General features: G+C 55.6%; 14 protein-coding genes. 6 read left to right on the top strand and 8 right to left on the bottom strand.

What is annotated here, in order from left to right; genetic code table 11:
* Positions 1-344: 344 nt before the first annotated feature.
* Together Mal52_RS08595 and Mal52_RS08590 are read right to left on the bottom strand one after the other, a co-directional pair.
* Entirely contained in the window at positions 345-1,670 is a 1,326-nt protein-coding gene (locus Mal52_RS08595) for a DUF1501 domain-containing protein (protein WP_145375458.1), read from the bottom strand.
* 520 nt (positions 1,671-2,190) lie between these two features.
* Entirely contained in the window at positions 2,191-3,453 is a 1,263-nt protein-coding gene (locus Mal52_RS08590) for a class I SAM-dependent rRNA methyltransferase (RefSeq protein ID WP_145375457.1), read from the bottom strand.
* 306 nt (positions 3,454-3,759) lie between these two features.
* Here Mal52_RS08590 and Mal52_RS08585 point away from each other — a divergent pair, with 306 nt between their 5' ends.
* Positions 3,760-4,977, top strand: coding sequence for an IS4 family transposase (locus Mal52_RS08585; RefSeq protein WP_197534386.1), 1,218 nt, complete (start codon positions 3,760-3,762; stop codon positions 4,975-4,977).
* 236 nt (positions 4,978-5,213) lie between these two features.
* On the opposite strand, the gene Mal52_RS08580 is transcribed toward Mal52_RS08585, so the two are convergent.
* From Mal52_RS08580 to Mal52_RS08570, 3 genes are all read right to left on the bottom strand, one after another.
* Positions 5,214-5,678 (bottom strand): response regulator, encoded by a 465-nt coding sequence (locus tag Mal52_RS08580; protein WP_145375456.1) that lies wholly within the window; start codon positions 5,676-5,678, stop codon positions 5,214-5,216.
* A gap of 82 nt (positions 5,679-5,760) precedes the next feature.
* Positions 5,761-6,438 (bottom strand): TIGR04282 family arsenosugar biosynthesis glycosyltransferase, encoded by a 678-nt coding sequence (locus tag Mal52_RS08575; RefSeq protein WP_145375455.1) that lies wholly within the window; start codon positions 6,436-6,438, stop codon positions 5,761-5,763.
* Between the two features lie 38 nt (positions 6,439-6,476).
* Positions 6,477-7,001, bottom strand: a complete 525-nt coding sequence (locus tag Mal52_RS08570; RefSeq protein ID WP_145375454.1) for a glutaredoxin family protein — start codon at positions 6,999-7,001, stop codon at positions 6,477-6,479.
* A 256-nt stretch (positions 7,002-7,257) separates the two neighbouring features.
* On the opposite strand from Mal52_RS08570, the gene Mal52_RS08565 reads away from it, so the two are divergent.
* From Mal52_RS08565 to Mal52_RS08550, 4 genes are all read left to right on the top strand, one after another.
* Positions 7,258-10,101, top strand: a complete 2,844-nt coding sequence (locus tag Mal52_RS08565) for a serine/threonine protein kinase (RefSeq protein WP_145375453.1) — start codon at positions 7,258-7,260, stop codon at positions 10,099-10,101.
* Between the two features lie 430 nt (positions 10,102-10,531).
* Complete coding sequence (locus Mal52_RS08560) at positions 10,532-11,200, top strand: hypothetical protein (protein ID WP_145375452.1); 669 nt, start codon at positions 10,532-10,534, stop codon at positions 11,198-11,200.
* A 214-nt stretch (positions 11,201-11,414) separates the two neighbouring features.
* Complete coding sequence (locus Mal52_RS08555) at positions 11,415-12,125, top strand: hypothetical protein (protein WP_145375451.1); 711 nt, start codon at positions 11,415-11,417, stop codon at positions 12,123-12,125.
* Between the two features lie 1,279 nt (positions 12,126-13,404).
* Positions 13,405-16,965 (top strand): PVC-type heme-binding CxxCH protein, encoded by a 3,561-nt coding sequence (locus tag Mal52_RS08550; protein ID WP_145375450.1) that lies wholly within the window; start codon positions 13,405-13,407, stop codon positions 16,963-16,965.
* A 10-nt stretch (positions 16,966-16,975) separates the two neighbouring features.
* Here the strand turns inward: Mal52_RS08550 and Mal52_RS08545 are convergent, their stop codons facing one another.
* The gene (locus tag Mal52_RS08545) at positions 16,976-18,187 is read right to left on the bottom strand and encodes an FG-GAP repeat domain-containing protein (RefSeq protein ID WP_145375449.1); all 1,212 of its coding nucleotides are present in this window, start codon (positions 18,185-18,187) and stop codon (positions 16,976-16,978) included.
* A 61-nt stretch (positions 18,188-18,248) separates the two neighbouring features.
* On the bottom strand, positions 18,249-18,563 hold the full coding sequence (locus tag Mal52_RS08540) for a Dabb family protein (RefSeq protein WP_197534756.1): 315 nt from the start codon (positions 18,561-18,563) through the stop codon (positions 18,249-18,251).
* A 323-nt stretch (positions 18,564-18,886) separates the two neighbouring features.
* On the opposite strand from Mal52_RS08540, the gene Mal52_RS08535 reads away from it, so the two are divergent.
* Entirely contained in the window at positions 18,887-19,495 is a 609-nt protein-coding gene (locus tag Mal52_RS08535; protein WP_145375447.1) for a MarC family protein, read from the top strand.
* A 170-nt stretch (positions 19,496-19,665) separates the two neighbouring features.
* Here the strand turns inward: Mal52_RS08535 and Mal52_RS08530 are convergent, their stop codons facing one another.
* Positions 19,666-21,069, bottom strand: a complete 1,404-nt coding sequence (locus Mal52_RS08530) for a hypothetical protein (protein WP_145375446.1) — start codon at positions 21,067-21,069, stop codon at positions 19,666-19,668.
* Positions 21,070-21,717 lie beyond the last annotated feature (648 nt).

Raw genomic sequence — 21,717 nt, 5'->3', positions numbered from 1 at the left:
TTGCCCGCTGGTCCACAACAATTCACTGAGTGCACCGCGTAGGATGCGTCGCGACGCACCTTTCGATGCCGTACGAGAGATGACTCGCTGAAAAAAGACTCGCGCAAAGACGCGAAGCCGCCAAGAAGAAAAAAGGAAACTGCTAAACCCTGCATTAAAAAATCAATAGTTCCCATTTCCAACCAAGCCGCGAGTCACCAATTCAAATAATCACAACAACTGATGCCTTCAAAACACCTCTCTGCGTCTTGGCGTCTCTGCGCGAGGCCTTTCTTTTCCTAAGAAAATCGATGCGGCAAATCTACCGCACAATTTTCAATCCGCACCAATCAGCCCCGCCCCCGCTACACCAATTCCCGCACCACTTCCCCTTGCGGCAGCGCCACGATTGGCCGGCCGTCGTTGGTGTGAAATTCGTCGTGTGGATTCAGCCCCAGTGCGTGATAGATTGTACGCGCGAAATCGGGCACGGTCAGCCGTCGTGACTTGGGATAGGCCCCGGTGCGATCACTTTCGCCGATCAACTGCCCCGGTTTGATTCCCCCGCCGCTGAGGGTCAAACTAAAACAGTTGGACCAATGATCGCGGCCGCCGCGTACCTTGTTGATCACCGGCGTGCGGCCGAATTCGCCGACCGTGACCACCAGCGTGTTTTCCAACATGCCGCGATCCTGCAAATCTTCCAGCAATGCCGAATAGGCACTGTCGTAGACCGGCAACTCCTTGCGCATCGTGTCCCAGTGGTTGAAGTGCGTGTCGTAGCCGCGGAACGCATACCCCTGCACGCGCACAAACCGCGACCCGGCTTCGATCAACCGACGCGCGAGCAACATCCGTTGCCCCACGCGATTGCGGCCGTAGGCATCGCGGACTTTGTCCGGTTCTTGCGACAGATCAAACGCCTGTTTTGTCTTGGGTGAGGCGAGTATCGAAAACGCCTTTTCATAAAACGAATCGGTCACGCCAAACGCCGCTTGCGACTCAACTTGTTCTTGATAGGCATCCAGCGCCGTCAACAACCGCTGTCGCCCGTCGAAGCGATCGATGTCGACCGCATCGGGCCGGGCGAAGTTGCTCAAATCGATCGGGCCACGATTGGGGTCTTGGCGAATTTCGATGGGATCGAACTTGCGGCCCAGGTAGCCCCCCTTGCCCACATCGGGACGATAGGTTTTTCCCAACTGGACAAATCCGGGAACATCCGCTGCCGACTGCTGTTGCTGCATCACAGCAGCGCCGAAACCAGCGGGAGTGAACCCCGGCAATTTTTGGCGGCCAGAGTTCAGATAATAATGCCCCAACGGATGCCCCGTCACGGTGGAAGTCATCGAGCGAATGACCGAATACAACTGCGACGATTGTGCCAACTTGGGCATCAACTCATTGACCAGCAGTCCCGGCGTTGCCGTCTGAATCGGCTGAAACTCGCCACGAATTTCGACCGGTGCATGCGGCTTGAGGTCGTAGGTCTCAATCTGGCTCGGACCACCCAACAGCCACAGGAAAATGCAATTCACATCCTTCGGTCGCGACGCCTCATCGCTCAGCGCTTGCTGCCGCAGCCAATTCGGCAGGCTCAGGCCCAGCCCGGAGATCCCGCCAATGCGAAGCGCCTCCCGCCGGGAAACCCCGCCGCAGGTTTGATCGTTCCCCGTATAAAACCCGAGCATCACCGCTCCCGAACCTGCAGCATGGAAACATTCACATACGTCGATACGCGTGAACTATCATAACGTTTCCCCCAATCGCCTCACAACACCAACCGACCGCTCAACCTGGCAATTGCTGCGACAAAAACACCGCGTGCCAAGTGTTTTGCCACGGTGTATTTTTTAGAAGCGGGTGCTACTGGCTTTGAAAGTGCAATGATCAAAGTGTGCGATACGCCTAGCTCGGATTATTGACGCAAAGACAGAAAAAACAAAAAGAAAATCTGAACCACGAAAGCAACGAAAAACACGAAAAAGAACTTACGTTTTTCATCCAACTTTTGCCTTGAGTTCTACTTCAGCGCCGCAAGTCTTTGTCGTTTCCTCTGCATTGCTTTCGTGTATTTCGTTACTTTCGTGGTTTATCTTTTTAGCGGTAAGCTGAAGATTTGCGAGTGTCGCAAAGATTCTGATCGTTAGTAATACGAAACACTGGCCTAGCCAATGGCACCCGACTTATTTGGTTTGACCGAGCACCTGCCTACTCCACACGGCAAATATAACAATCCAGATAATGATTCTCCGGACAAAACACCGATGCCGGATGATCGGCCGCTGGGCCGCGGGTTTCTAGGATTTGCAGATTCCGCCCGGCATCAATCGCCGCCTTGGCCAATGCCGCTTCAAAGTCCGCACGGCTCACTAGTCCCGAGCAACTGCACGTCACTAGGATGCCATTGGGGGACAGCAACTCCATGGCTGCGCGATTCAATTGCGCATAACCCTTCAGCGCCGACGGCACCGCGCTGCGATGCCGCGCCATCTTCGGCGGATCTAAAACAACGGCACCGAACTGTTGGCCTTCTTCGCGCAGTCGATCTAACACGCGAAACGCATCCCCTTTTTCAAACGCCATCCGATCGGCAACGCCGTTGAGTTCGGCATTCGCCTGGGCAATTTTCAACGCCGCTTCCGAAGCATCCGCCCCCAACACCCCGCGGGCGCCGCCATTGACCATCGCGCTCAGTCCAAATCCGCCCGTATAGCAAAACAAATCCAACACGCTGCGCCCGGCCGTATATTTTGCGAACGCTGCGCGATTGTCGCGCTGGTCGAGGTAAAACCCCGTCTTTTGTCCCTGCAGTAAATCTAATCCATACTGCACGCCAAATTCTTCAATGAACATCGGCGACGGCGGCGCTTCACCTTCCAACAGTCCGTCGGAGAGCTGCAAGCCTTCAGCGTCGCGGATTCCCTTCTCTGTCCGCAACAAAATCCCCGCAGGCGAGAGCTTTTCTTTGAGCAAACGTACAATCACATCTCGACGCTCCGCCAGTGCGAAACTGGTTAATTGCAACACCAGCCATTTGCCGTAGCGATCGACCGTTAAGCCCGACAGTCCATCCGCTTCGCTCGCCACCAACCGGCACGCTGATTCGGGTTGATTTCGATCAAGAACATCGCGCCGCAAAGCAAGCGCCGCGTCGAGTCGCTCGGAGAGAAATGTCTCATCCACCGCACAATCCGCCCGCCAGCTATACAACCGCACGCGGATGTTGCTGTGCGGATTGAACAATCCCCGTGCGATAAATTCGCCGCGATCGGTGACAACTTGCACTTCAGCACCGGCAGCCGGATCACCTTCAACACGCGCAATTGCTCCAGTGAAAACCCACGGATGCCGCGAAAAAAATGGCAACGCGCGACGTTTTTTTATCACCACCACAGGCAAGGCAGCGAGCGCAGAATCCGCATCCGCTGCGATCGTGGTTTCGGTTTCAACTTCGCTGGGGTTTTCCGACATGAATTCACAATATTAGGTTAAGTACAAAAAAATCCCCTCGACAAAGCCGAGGGTGCAGAGAAAAAACGCAATAGAAATCGAGCAGCCAATTTCAACCGGCGTTTGCTAAAATCAGTGCCCCCTCCGTGGGTGCCACTGGCGGCTCGTCCGCCAGTGGCGGTTTGGAGACGGTCTTCTTTAGAATCAACTCAGAGGCCAACGACGCACACACGCACTGGCGGACAAGCCCAATCCTGTTCGGCACGGAATTTGCGCCATGGGCTTTGGTAGTCTTTCATAACTGCCAATTTGACGGAGAGGCGCCCTGTGGCCAGGAAGAAAGCGAAGCGGGTTTCCGATGCGGATTTGACCGGACTGAAATATCTGAAACGAATCTCTTCGCTGCTCAAACGCTTGCGGCCCGTCGGCTGCGAACGGGACAAAGCGGGCAATCGCGACTTGTTTTTTGATCAGTATTGCGGGTTGATACTGCTGTACATGTTCAACCCGATCGTCACTTCGCTGCGCGGCATGCAACAAACCAGCCAACTCAAAAAAGTGCAGCGCTTGCTGGGCTGCCAACGGGCTTCGCTGGGTTCGTTGTCCGAAGCGGCACGTGTGTTTGACCCGGAATTGCTGCGGGAAATCGCCGGTGAACTGCTCCAGCGCGCTCCGCAACGCGCCGACTGCGACCCGCGGCTGAAAGACTTCGCGCAGACCTTGACCGCCGTCGACGGCAGCCTGCTGAAGAAGCTGCCGCAAATCACGCAGGCCTGTTTTGCCACCCGCAACGATCGCGGTTTTAAGCTGCACGCGCACTTTGAAATCCTCAAAGGCGTGCCTGTCAAATCGGCAGTCACCGACGCCAGCGGCCAAGGACCGGCCAATGAAAAAAACGTGTTGCGCAGCCAATTGGAACCGGACCGTTGTTACGTGATCGATCGCGGTTACGAACAATTTTCGCTGTTCAACGCGATCGTCGATGTCGGCAGCAGCTACGTTTGCCGCATCCGCAACGACCGCACGTTTACGGCTGACGAGGTTCGCGAACTGGACGACGAGGCGCGGGTGGCGGGAGTGTTGGAAGACGCCATCGGCCAACTCGGCTCGCCCAAGTCGCGACGGATTGAGCATCCGCAGCATCGCGTGCGACGGGTTGTGATTCGCGCCGAAACGCATCCCAAACGAGGCGGACGCAAACGGGCCGCCGCCACGCACGACGTCGTACTGGTGACGAACTTGCTGGACGTGCCGGCGGAAATCCTTGCGTTGATTTATCGCTGCCGCTGGATGATCGAATTGTACTTTCGGTTTTTGAAACATGTGCTGGGCTGCCGCAAGTTATTAAGCGACTGTGACAACGGAATCGAAATTCAAACGTACTGTGCGATCATCGCTTGCCTGCTGATCAGCCTAGTGACCGGCCGCAAGCCGACGCTGCGGACGTATGAAATGCTTTGTTATTACTTCCAAGGTTTGGCGGATGAAGAAGAACTACTGGCCCACATAAACCGTTTGCCGCCGCACGCCACGACAAGCGTCTAACCCCACTCGCTCCGCGACTCCCCGCAGATGACGAGCCGCTCAACGCTGCGCTGAGACAACTCCCCACCCCACCAACCGCAGCCCTTGCAGCCACGCCCTCCCCCAAAAAACAAGCAAACACACCGCCACCTTGCCATCACGCCCAACAATAGCAACAATCGAGCCGAACAGGATTGGGACAAGCCGCCAGTGGCACCCGGCATAAGACACCATTAATGCAATCGCGGTCCCGGCGATCAGGGGGCCTTGTCGCGGACCGACTCGACTTCTGACAAGTAGGCCAGCAAACGGTCCCGCTCATTGGTCAAATGCCGCACGCGGAGTAATGATCGCACCCGAGTTCGTAATTCCAATTGATTCACCGGTTTGGTGAGAAAATCATCGGCTCCCGCATTGACCGCTTTTTCAATATCGCCCATCTCGTTGAGCGCAGTCACCATGATGATCGGAATGTCGCAGGTCGACGGACTTTCTTTGAGACGTTGACAGACCTCGTAGCCGCTCATTTTGGGCATCATGATGTCTAACAAAATCAAATCCGGCTGCTGCGCGGCCACACGGTCGAGCGCTGCTTGACCGTCATGTGCCATATCGATCTCGTACCCCTCGTCCGCCAAATAGGCGTCGAGCAATTCGCAGTTGGGGATATTATCGTCGGCGATCAGCACCCGTGACGATTCGTCGCTGACTTCAAATGCCATGCTGCTCTCCCCCCGGAATTGGAGTCGCCCGGGGATACTGTATTACCACTGAAAAAATCGCGGATAAACGCTTCGTTGTCCGTCAATAAGGGTCGTCCGTCAATTTGTCCAAAATCTGGGCGACCGCGTCCAAGTTTAACGGACTTTGCGCATGACGCAATGCCCGCACATGCCCCCGTAAGAGCCGCAAATCCTCCGCAGTGTCCACATCGTACCACACCGGCAACATCGCCAGCGTCGCCCCGGCGTCGACAATCCGCGATACAGTCTGGCCCAAAACCGTCGCGCCGCTCCAGGCGATTCCAGCAAAAATAGGCAACAGACGTCCCCGCATGCCAATCAAATAATACCCCCCGTCCGCCGCCGGGCCAACCACGCAATCGGCCTCGTTCAACAGCTCAAAGCCGCGCTCAATGTACTCCTCCGGCAAGGTGGGGCTATCCGAACCGATCACAATGACGCGATCTTCCGCAGCGACCAGATGCTCCGCAAAGAACCCATGCAGCCGCGCCCCCAGATCCCCCTCCGGTTGCTGCCACAATTGATAGTCCGCACCCGCCAACTGCTCAAAATACGGCGTCGCTTCGGCCGGTGCATAGCAGAGCGACCGTTGATCGCCCGTCGCGGCAAACCGCAGTGTGACCGACTGGAGAAATGCTTCGTAAAGTGCCGCGGCATTTTCGTCGCCGATGTCGCGCGCCAACCGCGTTTTCACGCGACCCGCGGTGGGCTGCTTGACAAAAATCCCCAATTTATTCATCGCACTGATATCTTCTACGGGATGGCATTTCTATACGACTACATCACGTGCGGAGGAGTTCCCTCGATCAGCCGCCGCAGCAACACCTCGTCCACTTTGCCGCGAAACCGCACTTTACCGTCGATTTCCACAACCGGAACACACGTATCAAATTGTCCCTGCAGTTGCGGGTCGGCGTCGATGTCAACTTCTTCGATGGGCGGCAAATAGGATCGATAGCCTTCTAACAACTCCAGCGAATCATCGCAGAGATGACAGCCGACGCGGGTATACAACGTCACGTTGTTGAAACGTAGTCCCGGTTTGGAGGGCGTCCAGACAGTTTCCGACGCCGGGCGCTGTCGCAACAGCCACCAACCGATGCCGATCAATGTAAACGACAGGGCACCCCACAACGGTTGATCACGATACCAAGAACGGGGCATCGACCAGGAAATCCCATACGTGGCGTGAATCAATAACAGCCCCAACAAGGCCACCCCCAAATACAGCCCGACGGTGCCGACCACTCTCCTGGAATGTTCACCGGCTGGAGCTGTGGTCTTTTGTTTGATATCCGTCATGATTCCTACTTCATTTGAATCCAAGCCCTACTTTATTTCACGCCGCACAATCCGTTCCACAGCGTCACTTTCCCGCTCGAAGTATAGGCAGTTCCCCCGCAAAAGTGCAGTTCTCTCTAGCATCAACGTCTGTGGATTGGTACTTTGGATGTATATGCGGGCGTCCACTAAACTTGAACGTGCTGGCTTGGCAGCCGGGACGTAGCGTTCGAGTCGTGCGCCAATCCAGGGCCCACAAACTTCCTCACGATTTGATATGGCCACGATACTTACCGCCGAAGCCTTGATCGGAATGCTCAAGCAAAGCGGACTGGTCGAAGGCGATCAGTTGGACGCCGCCGTAGCGCGATGGAAATCCAATGACATCGACGTAACTCGCCCCCGGCTGATTGCCATTCAAGCGGTCAAAGAGGAATTGATCACGCGCTGGCAAGCGGAAAAACTGCTGCAAGGCAAACACCGCGGTTTCTTTCTCGGCAAGTACCGTTTGTTAACCCTGCTGGGCACTGGCGGCATGAGTTCGGTCTATTTGGCTGAGCACACGCTGATGCGGCGGCAGGTCGCGATTAAAGTACTCCCCCAAAGCCGAGTGGATGATGCCTCGTATCTGGAACGCTTCCACCGCGAATCCCAAGCGGTTGCCGCTTTGGATCACCCCAACATCGTCCGCGCTTATGACGTCAACCAAGAAGGCAACGTGCACTTCTTGGTCATGGAATATGTCGCCGGCCAAAGCTTGCAGGAGTTGGTCACCCAAAAAGGCCCACTCGATTTTGTGCAGACGGTCGAATTCGTACGACAAATCGCCGCTGGTCTCGAACACGCCCACGATGCCGGATTGATACATCGCGACATCAAACCAGCAAACCTGCTTGTCGATGAGCGGGGCGTGATCAAAATGCTGGACCTCGGCTTGGCCCGTTTTTTTCACGCTGAGGAAGAGAACCCACTGACCCTCCAATATGATGAGAAGGTCTTGGGGACCGCTGATTACCTTTCCCCCGAACAAGCACTCGACAGCCACAAAGTCGACACGCGCGCCGACATCTATAGCCTGGGCTGCACGATGTACTTTCTGCTCCTCGGACATCCGCCGTTTCCGGATGGGACATTGGCCCAGCGGCTGATGTTCCACCAAATGAAAGAGCCTGCATCACTCAAAGCGGAACGCCCCGAAACTCCACCGCATCTCGTGGCGATCGTGGAAAAAATGATGCAAAAGAAACCCGAGGATCGGTTCCAAACCGTGCGGGATGTCGCAACCGTCTGCAAACGCTGGCTCAATAAAAATGGTGGGGACACTTGGAAAACGATGAAGTCCGCTGCTCTGGACAGTGCCGTTTCAAAGTCCACCAAGTCCGCCTCTCGCCGTCGCGTCCAAAAGCCTCCCACTACAAATACCCCCAGCAGGGTCGATTCGTCCTCTCCCGCGGAGCCACAGGCCCCACAGCCACAAAGCACTCACGACACTGCGATGGCAGACTTTTTGGCCGCCATGTCCAATTCGGACAGTGACCTGTCGCTATCCGATAGTGAAGCGGAAGCTTCCACAGTCACTGTGGAAATTCCCATTGCGAATTTCCAAGATCCCAAAACAGCAGAGACCATCTCAGCACAGCGATCAACCAAAGCCAAGTCGCCTCACGAATCTGCCGCAACAGAATCTGCCGCAACGGTGGCCGACGATGAAGAAACGGCAAGCGATGCGTTTGACTTCAGCCGCGAGACGGCCGCACCGGTTTCTTCGACAACCAATGTCATCAAATCCGACCCCGCGGTCCCCACGTCTTCTGTCCTGGGCGATTCCAAGACGTCTCAAAGCGTTTCCACCATTTCGCAACTGCGCAATAGCTCAATTTCGTTGATGCGTCGCCGCCCCAAATTGGCCATTGCGATCAGTGTCTCGACATTGCTAATCGGCGTGGCAATTATCATGTTCGGCTTTGGACCGGCAACAACGGACAAACCATCCGGCGACAAAGACACTGGCAAGCGGCCCGAACAACTAGTCCCTGAGCCTCCGGCCGGTCCTAATTTTGTCCGCAAGACAATTGGCCCCCAAGGAGATTTCCAGACCTTCTCCGCTGCTCTGGCGTTCGCCGCAAAAACGCCGCTAGGCCAGCACCGTGACGCGCGTTTCCTTTTTTCCGTCACGGCCGACCAGGTCTTCGAAGAGCGGATCGTCATCAACAATTCCAGCAATGGGGCCCCAAAATATCCACACAGTATGCACTTCGTGGTCAAAGACGGAACGGCAACTCTGGCCCCCACCGGTTCCGATCCAGTTATCACGGTCATCGGCGGAAACGCCAAAGAAACGGACGTCAATTTTTTGCACTTTGAAGGCTTCAATATCGATGCCAACGGCTCTGAAGTTGCTATCAAAATGGCGGGGGTATTACCCCGCTGCGAAATCAGACGCTCGTCAATCAGCGGCTACACGAAGATCGGGATTCTAGGAGATGCTCCGCGCGCCTTTCACAATGAAGAAATTGTCCTGTCCGACCTGACATTTCAGTCAAAGTCTTCCGACAGCATTGCCGTACAACTCACCCGCACTAAAGCCCAAGAGGACGCCCCCTCGAATATGACCCTCTACGGCTGCCGGTTTCTGGGGCCCATGCGCGTAGGACTGGAACTTGCTGCTGCGGTGCATGACATCGAAGTCGAGCAGTGCATTTTTGATCAAACCGAAATTGGCATCGACCTCAGTGACCCCACGTTGAGCGAAAGCAGTTTGCGGATCACGAACAATTCGTTCCATCGATGCCGTATCGGAGTGCAATTCAAAGATTTGAAACAAATCGCCTTTCCCGGATTTGCGATTGAGAGAAACGCATTCATCGAGTGCGAAGAGGCAGCCGTACGCATCCACCAAAACTACGAATTCACCAATTTTTTGAACAAACGTGCCACGAACGGTTTAAACTGGTCGGACCAGCCGCGCAAGGACCAGGACAAGGATGCTGACATTTTTCGCCAAGGGGGCACTTCGGCGGTCTTTGATTTCAAATCCACGGATTCCTCCTTGGACGATTTCCTTGTCCCTGTTGGTGACGGCGAACTAAAGGCGATTGGATTCACCGGAGCTGACCGCTAAACGCCCCCACGCTCCCCGGCACATGAACGGCGGCCTGCCAGTACAGCCCCTTCGACCGGTATCCCTTCACAGGGCATTCTCCGCAAAACGTTACTGCGAAACACTTTAAAAATTCGCAGTGAACAAATCCGGCACGGAAAATTGCCTGAAAACGCAATTTCCCATGTCTGGCGCTGCGCAACTCGAATCCCGAGTTCACATTAGCCCACATCGCAAGTCCCCCACTTTGACCGGTTTCAAGTCCGCCCTGGAAATGTCGGACGCGATTTGCATGCGCAAATACCTACGAGAAAACCACTTATGCTGTACACCTGTCGTTTCCCCCTCAACTCCTTTAGCATGGAATTAGGTAAAAGGTTGATCCCTCATAACTCAAAATGGTGGGTCGGCGGAGGAATACGCCGGCAGCCACTTGGTGGTGAAATCGTCCATGCGAAACACAAAACGCAATCAGCAAAATTCGCGTCGCGTCAATCAAAGCATTCGTGCGGCACGGCGTAAGGTCCATAAACCCGATGCCAAAATCACCATCGGTGTGCAAATGCGGGGAAATCGGTGCGGCCGCGGAGCTGAAGCCTTCAATGCCCCCGAAATCTGGCATGAACCAACCGGTCGCGAGTCGACCCGCTATATCGTGCACCCCGCCGGCAAAGGATACGTGCATCCGGTCACCCCCGAAGAAGTCGCCGCCCGCTTGGAATTGTTGCCGGCGAAATTCACCGAAGGACTGGAAGTCGTGCAGTTCAGCCGCATGACACGCAAACGCAGCCTCTTTCCCTGTTACGGCATGCAATGGGGCGTGGCAATCTATCTGTACCCCATCGATGAGACGTTGGAAGAAGCCTACGTCCGCCCTCCCACTCCGCAACAGCGGATCGAAACCGAAATGCACGGCGGCGTCTGGTCGCCCGACGGCAACCTGTGGCGACTCTCCTGGACCGAAGCAGCGATCAAGGATTTTTATCTCAACAACATCCTGATCCACGAACTGGGCCACCACAACGACCACCGCAACACCAATTTCGAAGCCCGCGAACGCTACGCCAACTGGTTCGCCATCGAACACGGCTACCGCGCCTCGCGCGAACTGCGCGACTAACCTGCTGTGCACTGCCAGCGACGCAATTCAACAACCCAATCGAACATTTTTGTTGATTCCCAAAGTTCAGGGGTTTAAACTGCGCTCGCAGATGACCTTCGTTACCGTTTCCAGCGCATAAACGTTAGCCGTGCTCACGTTCGGCATTGCCCGAATCATTCAATTCCTTTCGCAGCGCGAAGCGTGCGCACCTAGAATCATAGGGAGTGTTCAGGTGGATAGCGAACCGATCACACACTTTGACCAAGATCCGCAGCGGTTAGCGGTAATTGGGGAGTGCATTGAGAATTATGACGTTGGCAAACCTGGCGCCAAATGGCCCAATAACATCATTTCACGAACGACTGTCGTTTACGGCAGTGGCGTCATAGCTGATCGAGATGATCCTGTCGTACATGACGTCGATCCCGCCGAATGGGAGTTGTGTCAGCGTATCGCCGCCGAAGCCAACGCGGCGATTTCGGGTGCCGACGTGGGCATGGGTTCCGAGTCCAGCGATCCCTTCAACGAATTCTACATCACTGCGAATAGAGGCGATTCTGTACCGAGCTTGATCACCGAAGAATTCATTCGAGAGAAGTTTCGCGGTACTTTATTTCCGCCGGTGACAATTACCGTCGAACCATTAGTTGAGCAAGGCGTGTGGTGGTCGGAAGTGATGGCTGACGCTGACGGCTACGTAGGAGAGGAACTTGAATCCTATCTGGCACCTTGGCGGAGCATGATGTCTTACTTCAAGGATTCACCACACCTGAGTGGTGCCAGTTTTGTTCGTATTGGCGACCTGGAAGCTCTGCAGGATCTCGATACGAAATCCTATCCGGACGGAACAGAAATTAATGGCTGCGTCTTACCTCGTCTAGCAGTGGGACTGACGAATCAAGGTAGCATTGCCGGTATTTTTGGATACTCAGTGCAAACGTAACACGCGACCTGAAAAACCTCCTGATCCACAAACTGGGCTACCGCGCCTTGTGCGAACTGAGCGACTGATGCGGCGTCTGCAGCTGAACGCTTACCGTTCAATTTCACGGGAAAAGTGTCGTGAAATGGTGATCCCATCGTCCCTGAGATCCGTTACCATGGCAGGTCACGGTGCGAAACGTCCACGCCCAAGGTCATTCTTTGGTTCTTCTCCCGAAAGCACTCGATGTGGAGCTGCCCGCAATGCGCTGAATCGATTGAATCAGAGTGGGAGATCTGCTGGTGTTGCGGCACCAGCCGCGACGGGACGATCGATCCTGATTTTCAGTGCTCCGTGCAACGTGACGATGCACCATCCGCCGTCCGGCCCTCCCCCACTTGGCCCAGTCAAGCATTTCTAGTTTTTAGCCTCGCCCTCAGTGCTGTGATAGGTGCCGCATATCCGTTTGTCTTCCATCGTGTTCCCGGCGGAGCATTTAACGCGCCCGCTGAAATGGAGACAAGTTTTGGGTTTGCTGTGCTGTTGTTTAGTATCGGATCAGGACCGTGGCTTTTTTGGACTGTGACGTTTCTAAACAAATTGCTCTCTGGTAGCGAACCGGCAAACAACGGGTTTTTTGATCGGTATTTTTTTAGGTTTTTTTACGAACCATTGGCCTGTTTACGCTTCGGCATGTGGAGCAATGCCATGGCCAGCACGTTTACGCTTTTCGCGGATGCGGTCGCGTTAGAGTGGCCGTCACTGCTGGTAATCGGTTTGTGGACCACAGTACCGAGTATTTGGCTGACGATTCGCTATGTTGAATCACAGAGACCTGTGAAGCCACCGCATACCTCATCAGTAGCTTAGCGCGTCCCTGTAACCCTTTCGCAATGACGGAAAGCGACCAACGGGAGCGTACCCAACAACTCGAGCGGCAGCTCGCACAAAGCGGCTGTGCCGACGGCAGCCCAGGGAGTTCGTCTGGGGGCAGACAGACGATTCTCAACCCGGGCTGCCTCGATTCATCGTTGGTTGGCAGTGTCGTGCGACGACGGAAGAAGTGCGGTGCTATTCAACACCATAGCGAATGGTTGCCTTCCTCACCAGCGAGAAAATACGTCATTCCAATCAGACGCAAATCGACTCGGCAAAGTCAGCAGTTCAGCGGCCCACTTGCAACATCACAATCGTTTGCGTTCTACTAAACGATATCGAGCCCCGAATACTCTCCTTATCAAAACCCTCCCTCCCGAAAAGAATTCGACGTTCCTCTTTTCTTCAGGAAATAATACGCAAGATGTCTCCACTCGCGACTCCCCCCAATGCGTGCCGCTCGCAGCATGTCCGTCGGCCGAAACAATGCTTGATGCTCCTCACCGCATTCGTAATCAGCGGCGCAGTTTTGCATTCGTCTGTCGACGCGCAAGACCCGTTTCGCTCCAACATTCGCCCAACGCCGAAATTATCCCCCGCTGACGAACAAGCAACGTTTACCCTCCCGCCCGGTTTTGAAATCCAACTCTTTGCCGCCGAGCCGGACATCGCCAAGCCGCTCAACATGGCCTTTGACGCCCGCGGTCGATTGTGGGTCACCAATACGATCGAGTACCCCTACCCTGCTCCGGAAGATCGCAAGGCCCGGGATAGTGTGAAGATCCTGGAGGACACCAATGGCGACGGCCGCGCGGACAAAATCACTACCTTTGCCGACAACCTCAACGTGCCGATCGGCGTTTATCCCTACAAAGACGGCGCCATTGTGTTCAGCATCCCCTACATCTGGCGGCTCCGCGACACCGATGGCGACGGCCGCGCCGACAAACGCGAAAAGTTGTTTGGTCCCATGTCCTACGATCGCGACACCCACGGACTGAACAATTCTTTTCGCCGCGGCTACGACGGCTGGCTGTATGCCTGTCACGGTTTTAACAACGAAACAACCGTCAGTGGTGCGGACGGACATACGATCACCATGAACTCCGGCAACACTTACCGCATGCGGTTGGACGGTTCACGCATCGAACACTACACCTGGGGACAGGTCAATCCGTTTGGCATGGTCATTGATGAACTCGGCAACCTGTTCACCGCCGACTGCCACAGCAAGCCGATTTATCAAATGCTCCGCGGCGCCTATTACCCCAGTTTCGGCAAGCCGGATGACGGACTGGGCTTCGTGCCGCCGATGATGGAGCACGGCCACGGCTCCACAGCGATTGCAGGTATCGCCATCTACGATGCGCCCCACTTTCCGCCGGAATTTCAAAACAACATTTTCACCGGCAACGTGATGACCAGCCGCGTGAATCGTGACTCGCTGGTTTATCATGGCTCCACGATCCTCGCCCACGAAGAACCTGATTTCCTCACCACCACCGACCCGTGGTTCCGCCCGGTGGATGTCCAACTCGGCATGGATGGCGCGCTCTACGTCGCCGACTTTTACAACCGCATCATCGGCCACTACGAAGTCCCGCTGGACCACCCCGGGCGCGATCGTGAAAGTGGACGCATTTGGCGAATCACCTACACCGGCGACGATGCCCCCAAGACCAAACCCACGAAACCACTCACGACAAACATCAACGAACTTATTACCGCCCTGGGTGAAGACAATCTCAAACGCCGCACACTGGCGATGAACACGCTGGCTGACGACGATTCTCCACAGGTCGTTCCATCAGTCCGCAAGCGATTCCGCACTTCCAAGAATCCCATGTTACGCAGCCGCGCCTTGTGGATCTTGCACCGACGCGGATCACTGCAGCAGAAGGAACTTGAAAGCGCCGCCAACGACTCGCAACGCGAAGTCCGCGTGCATGCAATGAAAGTCCTCAGTGAAATCGCCGAGTGGTCCGAGGCCGACCACGCGCTGGCCCTTGCGGGGCTGCGCGACCAGGACCCGTTTGTCCAACGCGCCGCCGCCGATGCATTGGGACAACACCCCAATCCCGACAACATCCGCCCACTGCTGGATGTGCTGCCGAGCATTCCCGCAGCCGACAATCATCTGCGACATGTTCTGCGGATGGCGCTGCGGAATCAATTGCGGGACCCCGATAGCCTTGTCGGTTTGCCCCAAAAACTGACCGGCGACGAGCCACACAGCATTGCCCCGCTCTGCCTGTCAATCCCCTCGCCGCAAGCCGGTTCGTTCCTGCTGCGGTACATCTCTGAAAATCCGTCACCGCAAGGCGATGTCGCTAAGTATCTCGAACATGCCGCACGCTATATCCCGCCCGAGGATATCGACAAGATTGCTGGTTTGGCCCGCGAGAAATTCGCCGACAACGTCGACCTACAGTTGCGATTATTAACCTCACTCAATGCCGGTCTCAAGCAACGCGGCGTCGCTGTCAGTCCCAAAATCCGAGCCTGGAGCGAACAGCTTGCAACCGAACTGTTGGATTCCACCCTCGCCGCTGGACCGACCTGGACATTTTCTCCACTGGCCAAGTTCGCCAGCAGCCCCGATGCCTTTGGCGTACGGACCCTGCCCTCCGAGGATGGAAAACGCGATGGCCAGTTCATCGATAGCAAAGCCGGGGGCGAACAACCAACCGGCGTGCTCCGCTCCCCGACCTTTGCGATTCCTGAAAAGCTCAGTTTCTACCTGTGTGGTCACCTGGGAGTACCGGACAAACCGGCCCAGCGCGAGAATTTTGTTCGGCTGCGCAGCGCCGACGATGATTCACTGATCGCCGAAGCCCTCCCGCCCCGTCACGATGTAGCCCGCCGCGAGGAATGGGATCTCTCCAAACATGCTGGTCAGCGCGGGTACCTCGAAATCGTCGACGGTCTCAATGGCGGAGGCTATGCCTGGTTAGCGGCGGGACGTTTTCAGCCACCGGTCGTCAAATTACCGCACCTGGATCCAGCGCTCATCTCCGACCGGCAAACAGCGGCGGCGAGTTTGATTGAGCAATTTCAACTACAAGACCTGCAGCCGCGTCTGGCGGCGATTGTCGCATCCCAAGACGCCGGTTTCTCTGCCCGCGCGAACATGTCCCGCGCACTCGTTGCCCTCGCGCCCGACACCCGCGTATCTGCCTTGGTTTCGGCGATCAACAACCCGGCGATGCCGCAATCGCTACGCAACGAAATCTGCCAAACCGTCGTGAGTCGCGACCCGGCTGCCATCAATAGAGTATTGGCCGAAACCATTCGCGTTTTGGCCCGTCGCCCTCAAGAAGCCATGGCCGAAGCGCTGGCCGTCGACGCCGCCGGAGCTGAAGCGCTACTGACCATGATCAAAGCAGGTCACGCGCCACCGCAATTGCTACAAAACCAAAGCGTGCGACAAAGCCTAGCCGCCTTGAAATCCGCCGATCTGACGGCGCAAATCGACGAATTGACCGCCGACCTGCCCCCCGCCGCTGCGGAACTGGAGAAGGATATTCAACACCGCAAAAAATCGTTCGCCGCGCAAGCGGGCGACGCCACTCGCGGCCGGCAGGTCTTCGAAAAGAACTGCTCGATCTGCCACCGCATCGGCACACTCGGCAAGGTTGTCGGACCGCAACTCGACGGCATCGGCAATCGAGGTTCCGACCGTGTGATCGAAGATATGCTCGACCCCAACCGCAATGTCGACGTGGCTTTCCAAACGACTACGTTGGCCCTCGAGAGCGGTAAAGTCGTCAGCGGGTTGCTCCGCCGCGAAGAAGGTGCGGTCTATGTGCTCATCGACAACAAAGGTGAAGAATTCACCGTCCCCCAAAAAGAGGTCGATGACCGCTTCACCTCCCGCACTTCTTTGATGCCCGAAGGCCTGACAAAAGCGTTTTCCGAACAGGACTTCAACGACCTGTTGGCATTCTTATTACAACAAACCGCGCAGGTCGAACCCAAGCAGTAATGCCGACGGGTTATTTCCCGCGTTCCTGCAACAACACGTTGACCCCTTTTTTATTCCCCAAAATAAGATCCAGCGTGCCGTCGCCGTTAAAATCCTTGACGGTGAACTGCGTCCCGATCCCGGTGTCGCGGCCCGCTTTGATTTCGTGCGGAATAAATTTGGGCGGCGTGTTGGGTTTGCGTTGGACTTCATACCAATACATCACGACCGGATCCTTGCCTCCCGGATCGTGTCCGTTATGGGCATAGAAACGTTTGCCGGTGATCAGGTCCAGATGTCCGTCGTCATTCACATCCGCCAACTCCAGCGCGTGCGTTTGTGAATACGAGTCGTCGATCAGGTGGTACTTATACTGCGGGTCGTCGTTGCCGCCCACGTTTTCAAACCACCAAATGCCATGTGCGTGCGGCGAACTCATCACGATGTCATTGTCGCCGTCGAGATCAAAATCATAGGCGTACATATTGGCCGCCGGCAGCGAATCGCCTTTGCCATCCACTGAGAGTGACCACTCGTGAAATTCCCACGGAAGTTGTTCCCGGTTTTCCGGGGCTTCCCACCAACCGTGTGGAATCATCACGTCGTTGCGACCGTCGTTATTCACGTCTCCCACGCCCAGACCGTGATAAAACCTGTGCGAACCATTCTTGCCAGGATCGCCCGGTCGACCGACCGCATGAAAGTCCCACTTCTCCGTCGCTTTATCCGACGCAGGCAACGGCAAAAACCCCAACTGGCTTTCCGGCTGCGAACCAACCAACAACACGGGCTTGCCGTTGCCATACAGGTCACGAAATTGCGGCGACTCATTGCATCCGCTGTGCCAAATTTCATGCGCTTTCCAATGGCCGTCATAATCGCCTTTTGGGTTTTCGTACCAATTGAACGGCTTGCCGGGAAAACCAACGATCACAATATCCAGCCAACCGTCGCCGTTAACGTCGATCACTTCGTTGGAAAAACTCTCGCTGTAGTGGCCGTCAAAATTGTACTCGCCCACTTTGCGAAACGGACGCACCGTCCAGTCGGGAGCTTCGTACCAGACGTCCCCCGCCGCCACGTCCATCAGGCCGTCTTTGTTAATATCACCGGCAGCGACGCCTTCGGAACGAAACACATCGTCGAGTTGAATCCGCTTCCAACGGATCTCCTCGCCTGTGACCGCACTGCACAGGGCTCCCACAATTGCAATAACGGTTAATCCAGAACGTATGCGCATCATGATTGTTTCTCGTTTGTTAGTTTGTAGATTCTGAAAACCTGTGTCGCGACGATGCCCTGCATCAACTCCAGTCACGAACTTCATAATCAAACGCCACCACAGCCACCACGTGCGGCAAAATCGCCGCTTTGACCCGTTCGTGTTCCGGGTGCGGCAAATAAATGTCACGCGCTGCCGGACTTTCGAAGGTCACCAGAAAACCGTGCGTATAATCGCCATTGAGTCCTTCCGGGCTCGCATACGGTCCGCCACTAAAACCGGTGATTCCCGGAATCAGGGTTTGCAATTCGGCGAGTTGGCGATAAATTCCCGAAATCAATTCGTCTGACACGTCCGGTTTGAATTGAACCAGAACCATATGTTGAACCGCAGACATCGACATCCTCGTTGCACGTGAAGTGAATCCATACGGCAGCCAAGGTGCATTGTGGATGAAATGCCCCGGCCGTTGCAACTCTACACGCCTTGCCATCGACCATCACCCCACCCACCACAGCCTCACCGTCAACTGCACGCGTTTTCATGGCTCAGAGTGAGCACACTGCGAATGCACCGATTCACCGCACATATGTGGGGCCCCCCCAAACCGACCGCTTGCGGTCGTGCACGACGTTTCCTATTAAGAAACGGAATGTCGATCCGGTCAATTAGAAACCAATCCAGGAAAAGCAAATAGCACGGAAAGCGGGAATCGTCCCCATGAGCGAAAAGTTGATCCGCGATTTTATGATGCTGTGGGCCACAATCGACCCGATCGGCACCCTCTCCCTGTTTCTAGGAGTCACAGCCGCATACTCCGCCCAGCAACGCAAGAGTATTGCCTTGCGCTGCATCGCCTATTCAGCCATCATTCTGCTGGCTACGATCATCGTGGGACAGTTGCTGCTGGACGCCATGGGCATCAGCCTTCCCTCATTCCAAATCGCTGGCAGCGCGATCCTGTTCCTCTTCGGGCTGCAGATGATCTTTGGCAGCGCTGCTCCCAAGAAAACCGAAGAAGATGAGCCGCACGATGTCGCCGTCTTCCCACTGGCCATTCCTTCAATCGCTAGTCCCGGCGCGATCATGGCGGTGACGTTGGCCACGGACAACGACCAATTCGAAATCGTCGAACAGGCGGCAACTGCCGTGACGATGCTGCTCGTTCTGGCGATCACCGGCGCAATGCTCTTGGCTGCGGAACGCATTCATCGCGCCATCGGCAACAACGGAGCCGCGATCCTGGTGCGCGTGATGGGCATGATTCTCGCCGCACTGGCCACCGAATCACTGATCGAGGGAATCACGCTGGCCCTCGCTGCCCAGTAGCGACATTGCCTTGAACCAGTTTCAAAACCCGGTTGCGCCTGTTCAGGAATCTATAATACAAGAGATTACGTGACGCGTCAGAGGGTTTTGAAATTACTTGTAGAAAAAACAAAACGCCGTTGGCGGACGATCCGACAACGGCGCTCTCAATGCGTTTTTCGTGGCTACTGTCAGTTAGCTTTCGCCGGTTGTTCTTCCGATTTGGCTTCGCTGGTGGATTCTTCCTCAACCTCGTCGGTGACGGGCGCCTCGATGACCACTGCCGGAGTCGATTCCTTCGGCGCTTCCGCGGCCACCGGGGTCACTTTCGATTCAGACACTTCTGTCGCGGGAGCTGCCGGCTTGTCCGACTTCGCCTCTGCCGATTTTTTGTCAGCGGCTTTCTCCTCGGTCGGTTTGGCCGCTGTTTTTTCCTCGTCAGCCGGCTTCTGCGACTCGTCGGTTTTCTTTTCCATTTTGACCAACAACGTCGGCTTGTCCGGTCCGTATTCCTGCGAACGTGTCCGCAAGCGATACAAGATCAGCGAATGCAACGCATGGTACAGCGGGCCGCATTCAGCGGCCGTCTTGCGATTCTCGACCAGATCGTTTGCCAACCGGCTCAGTCCGTTGCGGACCCACGGCTCTTTCAAACGGCTTTGCGGCAGGGCCATCATCAGCCATTCCAACATGTGACCCGAGTGGGCGATTCGGTCGTTGAATTCGTTACTGAATCCGCGTCCTCGGAAGTACTCGGTCGAAAACGAACCATCACGGTTTTGCAGCACGCGGCCTTCTTCGATAAAGCGTTGGATCTTTTGATCCGCTTCCATCCACACGCCGCGAATTTTGCCGCCGGTCGCCAAATGCTTGTTGCGGGCATAAGCCAACGCGAACAGGCCGTGGGTGCCGCCACAGGGGGCCGAAATCACCGACTCCCGCGTTTGAATCTGGACCATCCGCTCGATGCTCCAAGCTTCGCCGTAACGATTCCGCCACTGGGCGTTTGTGTCGAGGTAATGGCTCAGCGCCCACAAGGTCCACGTGATTTCCGGACCGACCTTCACTTCCATTTTTGCGTTTTCGATCATGTCATCGATCGAGACTTCATTGGGGCCCGCCTTGAATGCAAAGTCATTCGGCAAGTCGGACATCACAAAAATGCCGAAGAATTGATTGGCGTGTCCTTCAAAAGCATACGGCTTTGTGAACGGTCGTGCGCGGCCGCCAAATTGTGTTCGTTCAAACAGCGTCAACCCGTCGTGCAATGCGCCGCTGCCCATCCAGTCAATCGCTTTGATGGTCTCGGTCGTCTTGCTGTCGCGGCTTTTCTTTAAGTGAAAATCGTGCCGCAACGCCAAGACACCGTGCATGATCTGCCACGGTGTATGCACACCAGCGGTCAGTTGCCGCTTACTGGTCGTTTCGATCGCTTTGTCAATCTGAACATTCAGAGGATCAACGACGACAGCGGTTTTGGCGACCTTCGCTTCGGGTTTGGTATCAGTGGTTTTTTCTTCCGCTCGTAGGGCGTCTGCGGAAATGACGCACATTAACGCGGCAACGGCAAACCGCTTTCCAAGGTGCAACATCATGAATACAGCCTAAATGCTTCTAAGGATTGGTTCGTCGGTGAAAGCACAATGCGTTACGCGTCTGTGGCGGAATGCTTCTACATTCCACAGTGATACCGGTCGCGCTGACTTCCCTGCGCGTCCAGCAGCGGCACCGTGCTGTCTCCCCTCGCTAATGAGGGTGCGTCCATAAACCGATCGAAAACACAAGCAGATCACCCACTGGAATTGCGGGTTCTCATGCGAGCTTTTTGACCCGGCAAATGGCGCACGACGTGGGGCACCTTGGCCTGGGGTGTCCTTCCTTCACCAATCCTTGTTTGGACTACCATGCTGCATTTTACCGGATCGACCGATAGCCTGCAAAGCATCTACTTAGCCCAACTTGAAGAAAGGACCAACTTGATATTGTTGACTGAGACTGATCGACTGCGTGCTGCTGTTTTCACAGCTCGCGACGATCCGAACGATCTCTCTTGATTTCGGGATTACCCGAAACCGCAATATTCAATTCGGATTTTGAGATGATGGGCCTTTATAGCCTAGCGCACACTCAGTAACGTTTGGCCGCGCGGTTAGCGCATTGTCCGGTGTAGTCAAACCGGTCCGAAGATACGGCTTCTAACATTCGCCACGAATCGCGCTATCTGTGACGGTTTGTTAAGTAGC

It is taken from the genome of Symmachiella dynata, assembly GCF_007747995.1.
Taxonomy (GTDB): domain Bacteria; phylum Planctomycetota; class Planctomycetia; order Planctomycetales; family Planctomycetaceae; genus Symmachiella; species Symmachiella dynata.
The sequence above is the reverse complement of the archived record's forward strand: the minus strand, read 5'-3'. Positions and strand labels throughout refer to the sequence as shown.